Here is a 12,355-nt window from a genome sequence, read left to right as displayed (position 1 = left end):
CAGATCACCGGCGGCGCGGCTGCACACGTGCACCGATACTGGGTACTCTCAGGAGAACCAAATAAGTTACTGCTTAGTAGTCAGCCGGGCAGTCGGCCCGCGCCTCCGCTCTCGCAGGTCCGAGGAGCCCTGAAATGCAACTCGCCGCGATCATCGTGTCGCTGGTACTCGCCGTGGTCGGCGTGGCGCTGTTCAGCCGAGCCATCGCCCAGATCTACCGGTTCGTACGACTCGGCCAGGACGTACCCGCGGGCACGCGCACCGACGACTGGCGCGCGCGCACCCTCACGGTGGCCCGCGAGTTCCTGGGGCACACCCGGATGAACCGCTGGGGCGTGGTCGGCGTCGCGCACTGGTTCGTCGCCGTCGGCTTCTTCTCCCTCGTCCTCACCCTGGTGAACGCCTTCGGGCAGCTCTTCCAGGCCGACTGGGTGCTGCCGGTCATCGGCCACTGGCTGCCGTACGAGGTGTTCGTCGAGTTCATCGGCCTGATGACGACGCTCGGCATCCTCACCCTGATCGTCATCCGCCAGCTGTCGCTGCCCGACCGTCCCGGCCGCAAGTCCCGGTTCTCCGGCTCCAACCTCGGCCAGGCGTACTTCGTCGAGGCCGTCATCCTCATCATCGGCCTCGCCATCATGACGCTGCGCGGCCTGGAGGGCGCCCTGGTGGGCGTGCACGGCTACGAGGCCGCCTACTTCGCCTCGTACCCGCTGGTCCTGGCGTTCAAGGGGCTGGGCGTCACGACGCTGCAGAACCTGATCTACCTCACCGCGATGATCAAGATCGGGACCTCGTTCATCTGGATGATCACGGTCGCCCTCAAGACCGACATGGGCGTCGCCTGGCACCGCTTCCTGGCCTTCCCGAACATCTGGTTCAAGCGCAACGCCGCCGGCGCCGTCGCGCTCGGCGCCCTGCTGCCGATGACCTCCGCCGGCAAGCCGATCGACTTCGAGGACCCGGGCGAGGACGACGTCTTCGGCGTCAGCCAGGTGGAGCAGTTCTCCTGGAAGGGCATCCTCGACTTCTCGACCTGCACCGAGTGCGGCCGCTGCCAGTCCCAGTGCCCCGCCTGGAACACCGGCAAGCCGCTCTCCCCGAAGCTGCTGATCATGTCGCTGCGCGACCACGCGCACGCCAAGGCGCCCTACCTGCTGGCCGGTGGCGGCAAGACCATGGAGGGCGAGGAGAAGGCCTCCGAGGAGCAGTTGGCGGACGTCCCCGCGGCGGCCCTGGCCGAGGCCGAGCGCCCGCTGATCGGCACCGCCGAGGAGAACGGGGTCATCGACCCCGACGTGCTGTGGTCCTGCACCACCTGCGGCGCCTGCGTCGAGCAGTGCCCGGTGGACATCGAGCACATCGACCACATCGTCGACATGCGCCGCTACCAGGTCATGATCGAGTCCTCGTTCCCGTCCGAGGCGGGCACGATGCTCAAGAACCTGGAGAAGAAGGGCAACCCCTGGGGCCTGCCCAAGAAGCAGCGCCTCGCGTGGGTCAAGGAGGTCGACTTCGAGGTCCCCGTCGTGGGCGAGGACATCGAGGACCTCACCGAGGTGGAGTACCTGTACTGGGTCGGCTGCGCCGGCTCCCTGGAGGACCGGGCCAAGAAGACCACCAAGGCCTTCGCCGAGCTGCTGAACATCGCGGGCGTGAAGTTCGCGATCATGGGCGGCGAGGAGAACTGCACCGGTGACTCCGCCCGCCGCCTGGGCAACGAGTTCCTCTTCCAGCAGCTGGGCGCCGAGAACGTCGCCATGCTGAACATGGCGTTCGGCGAGGACGACGAGGACGAGAGCACCAAGCTCCCCGCCTCGAAGAAGAAGATCGTCGCCACCTGCCCGCACTGCTTCAACACCCTGGCGAACGAGTACCCGCAGCTCGGCGGCGAGTACGAGGTCATCCACCACACCCAGCTGCTGCAGCACCTGGTCGACGAGGGCAAGCTCGTCCCCGTCACCCCGGTCGAGGGCATCATCACGTACCACGACCCCTGCTACCTGGGCCGCCACAACAAGGTCTACACACCGCCGCGCGAGATCATCGCCAAGGTGCCGGGCCTGCGGAACGAGGAGATGCACCGCCACAAGGAGCGCGGCTTCTGCTGCGGCGCCGGCGGCGCCCGCATGTGGATGGAGGAGCGGATCGGCAAGCGCATCAACAACGAGCGCGTGGACGAGGCCCTGTCCCTCAACCCGGACATCGTCTCCACGGCCTGCCCGTTCTGCCTGGTGATGCTGTCGGACTCCGTCAACGGCCGGAAGAACGAGGGCAAGGCCAAGGAGTCGCTGCAGGTCGTCGACGTCTCCCAGCTGCTGCTGGAGTCGGTCAGGACCCCGCTCGACCCGGACGGCGCCCAGGAGACGGCCGTGGAGCCGGAACCGGAGCCCGCGAAGTAGGGCGTCGGGCCCGTCCCTCACATCACAACGCCGGTGGGCGCGTACGGAAGTCCGTACGCGCCCACCGGCGTTGTGCCGCGTTGTGAGCCGAGTGCCCGTCAGCCGCCTATGCCGGCCTGACGCAGCAGCAGGGCGAAGGACCGCGGGTCGAACAGCTTCTGCAGGTCGGCCTCGGCCACCGCCTGGTCGTCGATCTTCACGTAAGGGGTGCCCGTGGCACCGCTCTTGATGAACGCGTCCTCGGAGGCGGTGACGAAGTCCCCGTAGGACCGCTTGCCCACGGCCTGGTCGAAGGCGGTGCCGCGCAGCCCGTCGACGTCGGACGCGAGCTTCAGCAAGTAGGCGTCGGTGAAGCCGTCCTCGGTCTCGGCGGGCTGATGGGCGTAGAGCGTCTCGTGGTAGGTCGCGAAGGCGCCGTCGCCCGCCTCGACGGAGGCGCGCAGGGCGTTCGCGGCCCTCTTGGAGCCCTCGCCGCCGAGTTTGTCGTCGAGGAAGGAGGCCAGCGTGTACTGCAGCCGGATCCGGCCGTCCGCCGCGAGCGCCGCCAACTGCGGTCCGGCCGCCTTCTCGAAGGCCTGGCAGATGGGGCAGCGCGGGTCCTCATAGACGTGGACGGTCTTCGGCGCCGCCGGGTCGCCGACGGTGATCGTCGTCCCGTCGGCCTCCATGCGGGCGGGCAGTCCGGCCAGCACCTTGGGGTCGGGCGCGGTCGGCACCGCGGGCGCGGAGCCCTCGCCGGAGGCATCCGCCGACGGGGCCGCGGACGCCGGGGAGCCCGAGGAGCCCGAGGAGTCCGTCGTCAGCAGGCCGCACGCCGACAGCGAGAGGGTCAGCAGCCCGGCGGCGGCCGCCCCGGCCGCGACGCGGGCGCAGACGCGCGCGGCATGACGCACGCGGGGGCGTGCTGCGTTCGGTACAACCCTGATGGCCATCGGCGGTTCCCGTCCCTTCGGATCACGTTGCCCCCGAACGCTAAGCGGTCACACCCCCGCCCGCGAAAACCGCAGGCGCCGTCCCGGCGAGGGCGGACCGCGGATCCCGGATCGGAACCGTGAACACCGGGTGAACCCGCCCGCGGCCCGCACAACCTCCGCCCCCGTTCACGGGTCACGTACACGACGGCCGGCACGGGTGCCGCGCCGGTCACCCGCCGGTCCCCCGCCGATCCCGCCCTGGACCCGGCCCGAGCCCTGGAGCTGCCCCGTGCGCACTACGAGACCTCTCGGCGGTTTCCGTACCTCCGCCGCCGCCCTGGCCACCACGCTGCTGGCGACCGGCGCCTGCATCACCGCCGCCACGGCCCCCGCGACGGCGGCACCCGCGCCCGCCGCCCGCGTCGCCCATGACGACTTCAACGGCGACGGGTACTCCGACCTGGTCGTCTCCGCCCCCGGCGGCACCATCAGCAAGGCCCCCGGCGCCGGCTACGTGGCCGTCCTGTACGGCTCCGCCAAGGGCTACTCCCCCTCCCGTCGCGCCACCTTCAGCTCCAGCACCCCCGGCATCGCCGGGATCGCCGCCGCCGGCGACCGCTTCGGCAAGTCCACCGCCTCCGGCGACCTGGACGACGACGGCTACGCCGACCTCGTCGTCGGCATCCCCGGCAAGGACGTCGCGGGCATGGCGGACGCGGGCGCCGCGGTCGTCCTGTGGGGCTCCAAGAGCGGCCTCCAGACGGCCGGAAGCAGCTGGCTGCAGGACGGGACCCCGAAGGCCCGGGGCGGCTTCGGAGTGGGCCTTGCGGCAGGCCGCTTCACCGGCGAGGACACCCAACTCGCCGTCATGACCAACTCGACGGTGTGGACGTACCACGGCGACGCCACGGCGGCCAGGCGCCTGACGCCCTCCGACCACGCGGTCTTCAGCTGGTGGGACGAGGACTACCTGGCCGGCGGCCTCACCTCGGGCGACTACAACAACGACGGCGCCGACGACGTGGTCCTCCTCGGCACCTCGATCGTCGAGGAGGGCATCATCCCCGCCGAGTCCTACGGCGTGGGCCGGCTCCTCAGCGGTGGCCCCGGCGGGCTCGCCTACAGCCGCAGCATGCGCGGTGGCGCGACGGGTGCCTCCGGCGCGTCCGGCGACATCAACCACGACGGATACAGCGACCTCGTCCTCGGCTCCCCGGGCGACCGCGACGAGCTCAACGACGTCTACTTCGACGGTGGCAGCGTCCGCGTCTACCTCGGCGGCCCCAACGGCCCGGCCAAGGAAGGGGCTTCCGGAAGCCAGGTCTGGACCCAGAACACCGCCGGCGTCCCCGGGACCGAGCAGAACGCCGACTTCTTCGGAGCGGCGGTCTCGCTCGGGGACATCGACGGCGACGGATATCTGGACGCCGCCGTCGGCGCCCCCGGCAACGACATCGGCAAGGCCACCGACGCCGGCACGATCTGGGTCTTCCGCGGCTCGGCCACCGGCCTGACCACCAAGGGGATCCACACCTACGGCCAGGACTCCTACCGCGTCCCCGGCACCCCCGAGAAGAAGGACGCCTTCGGCAGCGCGCTCCGCCTCGTCGACGGCAACCGCGACCGCAAGGCCGACCTGGCCGCCGGCGCCCCCGGCGAGGACACGAACGACGGCGGCGTCTGGGTCCTCCCCGGCGCGAGCGGCGGCCTCGCCACCGACCGCTCCTTCTCCTTCAACGGCGCCACCCTGCACGCTCCCTCGCCCGACGCCCGCGTCGGCGAGAGCCTCGCCCCGTAGGCACCCGTAGGCACCCCGCGACGGCCCCCCGCCGTCTGTCACAGCTTGGCCGCAAAGCCCGTCCGAGGGGGGAGGGCCCCGCCCTCCGCCCCCCGGACCGGGTACGTTCGAGGACGTGGCTGGATTCGACAACGGACGCGGACGGGACGGGGACGTGCAGCACCCGCATCAGCAGTACGGCGGACACCCTCAGCAGAACACGCGGCCGGGCGGCCAGCAGCCGCCCCAGTACGGGTTCTCACCGGCCGCCGACGGTGAGCCCGAATACTTCGGCACGCCGGCACAGCAGCACTCGTACGACGACAACCCCGGGCACACGCGCGCCTTCTCCATCGGCGACGACCCCGACGCGTACGACCCTCATGGGACGCAGCACCCCGACAACGTCTCCACCTACCGCGCCGGCCAGACCACGGCGCCCCCGGCCGGCCCGCGGCTGCCCTGGAAGCAGCTGATCAGCGGGATCGTGATGCGTCCGGCGGCCACCTTCTGGCAGATGCGCGACTACCAGGTGTGGGCGCCCGCGCTCATCATCACGTTCCTCTACGGGCTGCTCGCCGTCTTCGGCTTCGACAGCGCCCGCGAGGACGTGATCGACGCCACGCTCTCCAACAGCATCCCCTGGGTGCTCAGCACGGCCGTCGCCGTCATCCTCAGCGGCCTGATGCTCGGCGCCGTCACCAACGCCCTCGCCCGCCAGCTCGGCGGCGACGGCGCCTGGGCGCCCACCATCGGCCTCGCGATGCTGATCACCTCGCTGACCGACGCCCCGCGCCTGGTCTTCGCGATCTTCCTCGGCAGCGCCAACATGTTCGTCCAGGTCCTGGGCTGGGCCACCTGGATCGCCTGCGCCGCGCTCCTGACGTCCATGGTCAGCAAGTCCCACGACCTGCCCTGGCCGAAGGCCCTGGGCGCGGCCTCCATCCAGCTGATCGCGCTGCTGGTGCTCTTCAAGCTGCCGGTGATCTGACCTCGGCAGTCCTTTGCGTACGTACGGGCGGCCACCCCGCGGGGTGGCCGCCCGTACGCATGTGGTCGTGCCTGCGGGCCGCCGCTACGGCGGCCCCCGCTGTCAGGCGTCCTTGACCTGGCCCTCGCGGCGGACAAGGGGGCCTTCGACGCTCCACGGGAAGTTGATCCAGTCGTCGGTGCGCCGCCACACGTAGTCGCACTTCACGAGCGACTGCGACTTCTCGTAGATCACCGCGCTGCGCACCTCGGCCACATGGTCGACGCAGAAGTCGTGGACCAGCTTCAGCGTCTTGCCGGTGTCGGCGACGTCGTCCGCGATCAGGACCTTCTTGTCAGAGAAGTCGATCACGTTGGGCACGGGCGCCAGCATCACCGGCATCTCCAGCGTCGTGCCGACCCCGGTGTAGAACTCCACGTTGACCAGGTGGATGTTCTTGCAGTCCAGCGCGTAGGCCAGCCCGCCGGCCACGAAGACGCCGCCGCGGGCGATCGACAGCACGATGTCGGGCTCGAAGCCGTCGTCGGCGATCGCCTGCGCCATCTCGCGCACGGCGCCGCCGAAGGCCTCGTAGGTCAGGTTCTCCCGTGCCGGCCCGGTCATGCGCTCACACCTGCGTCCGGTGGAAGTTGAGGTACGACCGCGAGGGCGTCGGGCCCCGCTGCCCCTGATAGCGCGAGCCGTGCTTGTCCGAGCCGTACGGGAACTCCGCCGCCGAGGTCAGCCGGAACAGGCACAGCTGCCCGATCTTCATCCCGGGCCAGAGCTTGATCGGCAGCGTCGCGACGTTCGACAGCTCCAGGGTCACGTGCCCCGAGAAGCCGGGGTCGATGAAGCCCGCCGTCGAGTGCGTCAGCAGCCCCAGGCGGCCGAGGCTGGACTTGCCCTCCAGACGGGAGGCGATGTCGTCCGGCAGCGAGATCACTTCGTACGTGGACGCCAGCACGAACTCCCCGGGGTGGAGGATGAACGCGTCGTCCCCGTCCGGCTCCACCAACCGCGTCAGGTCCGGCTGCTCGACGGCCGGATCGATGTGCGGGTACCGGTGGTTCTCGAACACCCGAAAGAAGCGGTCCAGCCGCACGTCGATGCTCGACGGCTGGACCATGGTCGGCTCGAACGGGTCGACCCTGACCCGTCCGTTGTCGATCTCGGTCCGGATGTCCTTGTCTGAGAGCAGCACACCAGCAGATTACGCGGCGGTGGGGCCCATGGCCGAATCGGCCACGGGCCCCCGATCCCGTCCGGCCTGCCTACTTCTCGTCCTCGGCCGGGACTGCCACCGACACCGGCACCACACTCCGCATCCGCGCGCACTGCGGGCACCTGATCAACCGGCCCGGGCCCAGCCGTCCGGCTCCCAGGTTCTGCATCGGCAGCGTGGCGGTGCTGAAAACGTGCCCTTCGGCACAACGAACGACGGTGCGATCCATCGCTCCCCTTCTCCCCGGTACCTCAACGACGAAAGCCACATTAGGGGATGAACCCACCCTCGCCTCATGCGGCACTCCGCCCACCCGGGACCGGGCAACCGGCCCACACCGTACGCCCGATCACCCTCGCCGCGCACGCTCCGCCACTCCGCGAGACGCCCCGCCACAACCCCTTCACCACGCCCCCACCCGACCGCTGCGGGGGACCTGCCGGGACCCCGTCCGGGCTCTCACCGGGCCCTGACCTGCCCCCGGCCGGATCCGCCCCGGCAACACGTCGGCCCCGGACGCATGCGTCCGGGGCCGACCATGGGGTACAGTGTCCGACGATGAGCCGCCTCAACGGGCGTCTTACGCGGGTGTAGTTTAATGGTAGAACATGAGCTTCCCAAGCTCAGAGCGCGAGTTCGATTCTCGTCACCCGCTCCACCAGAAAGCCCCAGGCCAGCCGCCCGGGGCTTCTTTGTTGTCCAGACCGGATCAAGCGTCTCGTCTCCCGTGCGCGCCGCTCCCGGAGCAGGCGGCCCAGACCCGCCGCGGCTTCCCTCTGCCGATCCAGGTCCGACGCTGATAGGTCACCACAGCCCGCGCAGAGGACTGGCCCGCTCGGACCATAATCGGCCCCACCGGATCCGGCGCCGTATCCCAGTTTCAGGCTGAGCAGCGGCGCTTTCAGTCAGCTGAGCGGACCAGCTCGGTCACCCAAAGCCCGTTCGATAGTCTGTGTGAATGGGGATCGCTGAGCGGCTGATGCCAGGTGAGTTGCGGATGTGGTTCCAGCGGGTGGTACCGACAACTACCGTCGTCGTCTGCCTGATCAGCAGTTGCTCGTCTGCCGAGCCGGCCAAGGTCAAGGGGTGGCAGCAGAACTACTGCACCGAGCTGGGCGCTTGGCAGGACGCCAGGAGGGTCATGGCTGCGAGCGCTCAAGATGTCGCCGGGGATGACGATCAAAGCGGTCAGTCCAGCGAGTTCGACGATTTTGAAGTGTCCGGGTATGCGGCTGTCGCCGCTGCGAAGGTACTGGATCGTGAGGGCCTGGATCGTAATGGCAGCCACATTCTCAATGACACCGCAGCAGCCGTTGACGGCGACACAGGTGCCGAGAGCCGTGCGGTCTCTTACTGCGATGGCTCAGGCTTCGAGACGCTGGTCGGTTGAGACTGTGCCGCTATCCCGGCACATCCGACCGGGGCCGTCTGTGGGCCGTGCCAGGGCGCTCAATGGGGACAGACGACGACAGCGGCCGACTCGAACGCTGTCGTATGGGCAGGCCAGGGTCCCCGTCCGGCGCCCACGTCGGCCGTGGCGGCGCGAACGGTGAAAGCCTGTACCGCGTTCTAGCTGTCGTGTTCGTCCCGGGCGTCGTCGAAGACGAAGAGCGGTTTGCCGTCGTGTCCGGGTGCTTCGGCGAAGGAGATGGCTTCGGTGAAGCTCTCGAGCGCGAAGGGACGGCCCTGGGGGATGCTCAGCACTCCGTCGGCGACGAGGTCGCGGACCTCGGACAGCGCGCGCAGCGCGTCCGCGGGCGAGGCGTTGCCGAACCAGCGGTTCAGCCAGAAGCCGCGGACCGCCTTGGTGTCGTAGATGACCGAGCGCGCGAACAGCGGGATCGTCAGCGCGGCCGGGTCGGTCTGCCGATGGGTGGAGAGGGCGCCGTAGACCACGAGCTGTCCTCCGGGAGCCAATGCCTGGGACACCTGGGCACCCACGTGGCCCGCGACGCAGTCGATGGCCTTGCGGACGCCGTCCGGTCCCGCGATCTCGGCCACACGCTGCATCAGGTCCTCGTCCTCGGTGCAGATGACCTCGTCACCGCCGAGCGCCTTGATCTCCTCGACGGCATCGCGCCGCCGCACGACATTGATCGTGCGAATACCCAGATGCCTGGCCAGCTGGATGACGAGCCGGCCGACGGTGGAGCCCGCGGCCGTCTGCAGCAGCCATTCGCCCGGCTGTACGTCGAGTTCACGGGTCACCAGCAGCAGCGCGGTCAGAGGGTTGACGGCGAGTTGGGAGGCGCTGGAGTCGCTCAGGTCGTCGGGGACCGGCAGGAGCCTTCGGGCATCGGCGACGACGTATTCCTGCCAGGTGCCGGCCACCGGCGGACCGGGTACCGCGGGGACGGCCATGGCCACCACGCGCTCGCCGATTTCCAGTCCCTCGGTATCCGGGCCCAGGGCCTCGATACGGCCCACACATTCCATGTGGCCCCCGACGGTGGGGAATTCGGGGGAGAATCCGTAACGGCCACGCAGCACGTGCAGATCGCTGGCGTGAATCGGAGTCGCCTTCACGCGGATCAACGCCTGACCGGCTTCCGGCGTGGGAACAGGCCGTGATTCCAGCCGCAGGACATCGGCCGGCTCGCCGACCTTTCCGGCCACGAGCGCGCGCATGGTGGGTGGCTTGGGCATGAGATCTCTCCTTCAGTCGCGCTCGGCGTCGGGCGACGGGCGGGCGGCAGTGGGCGGTGGTTCACCCGAGATACTGCGTCTGTCCCGCTGGGTTCTTGTAGACGACAGCGATGTTTGCGATCCGCTCACCGCGCACCGTCGACGTGTAATCCTCGACGAAGCCATTCTCCCCGTACTCGCCGAAATGGACGAAGTCCTGGCCCAGATACATCGGTGTCGTCTTGTCGGTCATTTTCCAACCGGTCCGGTAAGGAATCAGCCCGTACGGGCGACCCCAACAAGTCCGATGAAATAACCGTAGCACGTTCACCTATGTCTTTACTTGACAGAGCAAGGACTAGGGAGCATGGCCGTCGGATAGGTCCCGGGCCGAACCCGGGCCGCCCCCGGACAGAACCAGGGATGCAGCCGCACTACAGAGCTGGACACCCCGGAAGTCGGCCGCGCGCTGACAGCGCCCCGCGCCATCGCGCCACGGGCCCCCGCGGCCGGTCTTGCCCCAGGGCGGCTCCAGAAGACGCCCTTGCAGCCTGCCGGCCGGTGGCGATGCGGACCCGGGGGGCGAAGACGGTCAGCGAAAGCGCGGCAAGTCGGAAAGGGCTTGCAAAAACGGTTCCTCCCAGGACGAGCGTTCATCGAAGCTCGACACAAAATTCACCACTGACCGTCAGGTTCAGGGGTATGACTTCACGACGCTTCTCACACAAGCGCATCAGACTCGCCATCGCGATCGGTGCCACCGTCGCCGTGGTGGGCACGGGCACGGCCGCGGCCCACTCCGGCTGGCTGTCGGCCCAGTCGCACGACTTCGGGGCGGTCGCCGACACCTTCTCCGGCCACGGCAAGGTGACGGGCGACGTTCTGCGCAACGACCACGGCGCGACCGCGGTCGTGCGGCACACCAGTCCGTCCGACGGCACGGTGACGGTCGACGCGGACGGCACGTTCACGTACACGCCGAAGGCCGGCTTCACGGGCACGGACACCTTCACGTACACCACGACCGACGCGGTGCAGCTGTTCAAGGACGCCCAGGCGAACGGGGCCCCCTTGGCGCCGCTCGGCGAGGTGGCCGGCCCCGGTGGCACCACCACCGAGCTCTCCGGTGAGGGCTTCGGCTCCTCCCTCGCCCCGGTGCCGGGCAAGCCGGGCCACTTCTACGGCCTCACCGACCGCGGCCCGAACGCCGACGCCCCCGACGGCAACAAGTCCGAGATGGTCCCGGACTTCACGCCCGAGATCGGCGAGTTCAAGCTCGTGGACGGCAAGGCCGAACTGCTCAAGCAGGTCACCCTCAAGGGCCCGAAGAGCCTAGGCGGCGTGAAGTACAGCGGCCGCCCGCCGCACGACACGAGCGAGGTCATCGACGACGTCGCCGCGACGAACGCCAACGGCGGCACGCCCACGCCCATCGCCAAGGACCCCTACGGCTACGACTCCGAGGGCCTGGTGGCGCTGCCCGACGGCACGTTCTGGGTCTCGGACGAGTACGGCCCCTACATCACGCACTTCGACAAGAACGGCTACGAGCTGGGCCGGCTGACCCCGTACAGGAACAGCCCGGACAACGCGTCCCACAAGGTCATCGGCTACCTGCCGGCCGAACTCGCCTTCCGCGCGAAGAACAAGGGCATGGAGGGCCTGACGGTCACCCCCGACGGCTCGACCCTGGTGGGCGTCATGCAGTCCGCGCTGCAGCAGCCGGATCTCGGCAGCGCCAAGGCCGCCAACGTCGCGCCCACCCGCATCGTCACGGTCAACCTGCGCACGTACCAGACCAAGCAGTACCTCTACCTGCTGGACAACCCGGCGAGCACGGGCGCGGCCAACAGCGAGATCACCGCGCTGTCCGACACGAAGTTCCTCATCGACGAGCGCGACGGCGCCTTCGAGCCGTTCGCCCAGAAGAGCCTCGACGAGGTCGACATCAACGGCGCCACCGACGTCAGCGGCCTGACGATCGGCGGCAAGTCCCCCGAGGCGTTCGTCGGGACGAGCGGCACCAACGCCGCGCTCGCCGCGCTCACCGGCGCCGGCGTGAACGTCGCGCAGAAGCAGCCCTACGTCAACGTCGGCACGCTGGTCAGCCAGCTCGACCCCACCGGCGCGTTCTTCGCGCACGACAAGGTCGAGGGCGTCGCCACCACGGACGGCGGCCGGACGCTGTACCTGGCCAACGACGACGACTTCGGCATCGACAGCATCGCCGTCGACCCCGACGGGAAGTGGACCGTCCACCAGAAGACGCTGCCGCCCACGGGCCGGACCGACAACGGCGAGATCCTGAAGGTCGACACCACGAAGCTGCCCGCGGTCCTCAAGACCGTCACGGTGACGGTCCACGTGCGCTGACGCGCGCGGCGGCACCCGCGCCCCCCGGGCCCGCGGCTCACGGTGGAGCCGCGGGCCCGGGGGCTGTCG

General features: G+C 69.6%; 11 protein-coding genes and 1 tRNA gene. 6 read left to right on the top strand and 6 right to left on the bottom strand.

What is annotated here, in order from left to right:
- The first annotated feature begins 134 nt into the window (after positions 1-134).
- The gene (locus ACFWVC_RS09320) at positions 135-2,402 is read left to right on the top strand and encodes a (Fe-S)-binding protein (RefSeq protein WP_384280854.1); all 2,268 of its coding nucleotides are present in this window, start codon (positions 135-137) and stop codon (positions 2,400-2,402) included.
- 98 nt (positions 2,403-2,500) lie between these two features.
- On the opposite strand, the gene ACFWVC_RS09315 is transcribed toward ACFWVC_RS09320, so the two are convergent.
- On the bottom strand, positions 2,501-3,295 hold the full coding sequence (locus ACFWVC_RS09315; protein WP_384280850.1) for a thioredoxin domain-containing protein: 795 nt from the start codon (positions 3,293-3,295) through the stop codon (positions 2,501-2,503).
- A 310-nt stretch (positions 3,296-3,605) separates the two neighbouring features.
- On the opposite strand from ACFWVC_RS09315, the gene ACFWVC_RS09310 reads away from it, so the two are divergent.
- Both ACFWVC_RS09310 and ACFWVC_RS09305 read left to right on the top strand, forming a co-directional pair.
- Positions 3,606-5,114 (top strand): FG-GAP repeat protein, encoded by a 1,509-nt coding sequence (locus tag ACFWVC_RS09310; RefSeq protein WP_384280848.1) that lies wholly within the window; start codon positions 3,606-3,608, stop codon positions 5,112-5,114.
- A gap of 115 nt (positions 5,115-5,229) precedes the next feature.
- Entirely contained in the window at positions 5,230-6,084 is an 855-nt protein-coding gene (locus ACFWVC_RS09305; protein ID WP_384280847.1) for a Yip1 family protein, read from the top strand.
- 102 nt (positions 6,085-6,186) lie between these two features.
- On the opposite strand, the gene ACFWVC_RS09300 is transcribed toward ACFWVC_RS09305, so the two are convergent.
- The 3 genes from ACFWVC_RS09300 to ACFWVC_RS09290 form a co-directional block, all read right to left on the bottom strand.
- Positions 6,187-6,687 (bottom strand): phosphoribosyltransferase, encoded by a 501-nt coding sequence (locus ACFWVC_RS09300; protein ID WP_384280845.1) that lies wholly within the window; start codon positions 6,685-6,687, stop codon positions 6,187-6,189.
- Between the two features lie 4 nt (positions 6,688-6,691).
- Positions 6,692-7,267, bottom strand: coding sequence for a dCTP deaminase (gene dcd / locus ACFWVC_RS09295; RefSeq protein ID WP_384280843.1), 576 nt, complete (start codon positions 7,265-7,267; stop codon positions 6,692-6,694).
- A 70-nt stretch (positions 7,268-7,337) separates the two neighbouring features.
- Positions 7,338-7,517 (bottom strand): hypothetical protein, encoded by a 180-nt coding sequence (locus ACFWVC_RS09290; protein WP_384280842.1) that lies wholly within the window; start codon positions 7,515-7,517, stop codon positions 7,338-7,340.
- Between the two features lie 355 nt (positions 7,518-7,872).
- On the opposite strand from ACFWVC_RS09290, the gene ACFWVC_RS09285 reads away from it, so the two are divergent.
- A tRNA-Gly gene (locus ACFWVC_RS09285) sits at positions 7,873-7,946 on the top strand.
- Between the two features lie 300 nt (positions 7,947-8,246).
- On the top strand, positions 8,247-8,678 hold the full coding sequence (locus ACFWVC_RS09280; RefSeq protein ID WP_384280841.1) for a hypothetical protein: 432 nt from the start codon (positions 8,247-8,249) through the stop codon (positions 8,676-8,678).
- 179 nt (positions 8,679-8,857) lie between these two features.
- Here the strand turns inward: ACFWVC_RS09280 and ACFWVC_RS09275 are convergent, their stop codons facing one another.
- Positions 8,858-9,934: a zinc-dependent alcohol dehydrogenase family protein gene (locus ACFWVC_RS09275; protein WP_384280839.1), complete on the bottom strand. Its 1,077-nt coding sequence runs from the start codon at positions 9,932-9,934 to the stop codon at positions 8,858-8,860.
- A 61-nt stretch (positions 9,935-9,995) separates the two neighbouring features.
- Entirely contained in the window at positions 9,996-10,166 is a 171-nt protein-coding gene (locus ACFWVC_RS09270) for a hypothetical protein (protein WP_384280838.1), read from the bottom strand.
- A gap of 449 nt (positions 10,167-10,615) precedes the next feature.
- Here ACFWVC_RS09270 and ACFWVC_RS09265 point away from each other — a divergent pair, with 449 nt between their 5' ends.
- Positions 10,616-12,286 carry an esterase-like activity of phytase family protein gene (locus ACFWVC_RS09265; protein ID WP_384280837.1) on the top strand — a complete coding sequence of 557 codons (1,671 nt, stop codon included), beginning with the start codon at positions 10,616-10,618 and terminating at the stop codon, positions 12,284-12,286.
- Positions 12,287-12,355: the final 69 nt, after the last annotated feature.

The sequence above is a fragment of the Streptomyces sp. NPDC058691 genome (assembly GCF_042714775.1).
In the GTDB taxonomy this organism is placed as follows: domain Bacteria; phylum Actinomycetota; class Actinomycetes; order Streptomycetales; family Streptomycetaceae; genus Actinacidiphila.
The sequence above is the reverse complement of the archived record's forward strand: the minus strand, read 5'-3'. Positions and strand labels throughout refer to the sequence as shown.

What these genes read in the sequence shown, in the direction of transcription:
- ACFWVC_RS09320 (WP_384280854.1), top strand. Translation starts at nt 135, where the DNA reads ATGCAACTCGCCGCGATCATCGTGTCGCTGGTACTCGCCGTGGTCGGC.
- ACFWVC_RS09300 (WP_384280845.1), bottom strand. Translation starts at nt 6,687, where the DNA reads ATGACCGGGCCGGCACGGGAGAACCTGACCTACGAGGCCTTCGGCGGC.
- ACFWVC_RS09290 (WP_384280842.1), bottom strand. Translation starts at nt 7,517, where the DNA reads ATGGATCGCACCGTCGTTCGTTGTGCCGAAGGGCACGTTTTCAGCACC.
- ACFWVC_RS09280 (WP_384280841.1), top strand. Translation starts at nt 8,247, where the DNA reads ATGGGGATCGCTGAGCGGCTGATGCCAGGTGAGTTGCGGATGTGGTTC.
- ACFWVC_RS09275 (WP_384280839.1), bottom strand. Translation starts at nt 9,934, where the DNA reads ATGCCCAAGCCACCCACCATGCGCGCGCTCGTGGCCGGAAAGGTCGGC.
- ACFWVC_RS09270 (WP_384280838.1), bottom strand. Translation starts at nt 10,166, where the DNA reads ATGACCGACAAGACGACACCGATGTATCTGGGCCAGGACTTCGTCCAT.
- ACFWVC_RS09265 (WP_384280837.1), top strand. Translation starts at nt 10,616, where the DNA reads ATGACTTCACGACGCTTCTCACACAAGCGCATCAGACTCGCCATCGCG.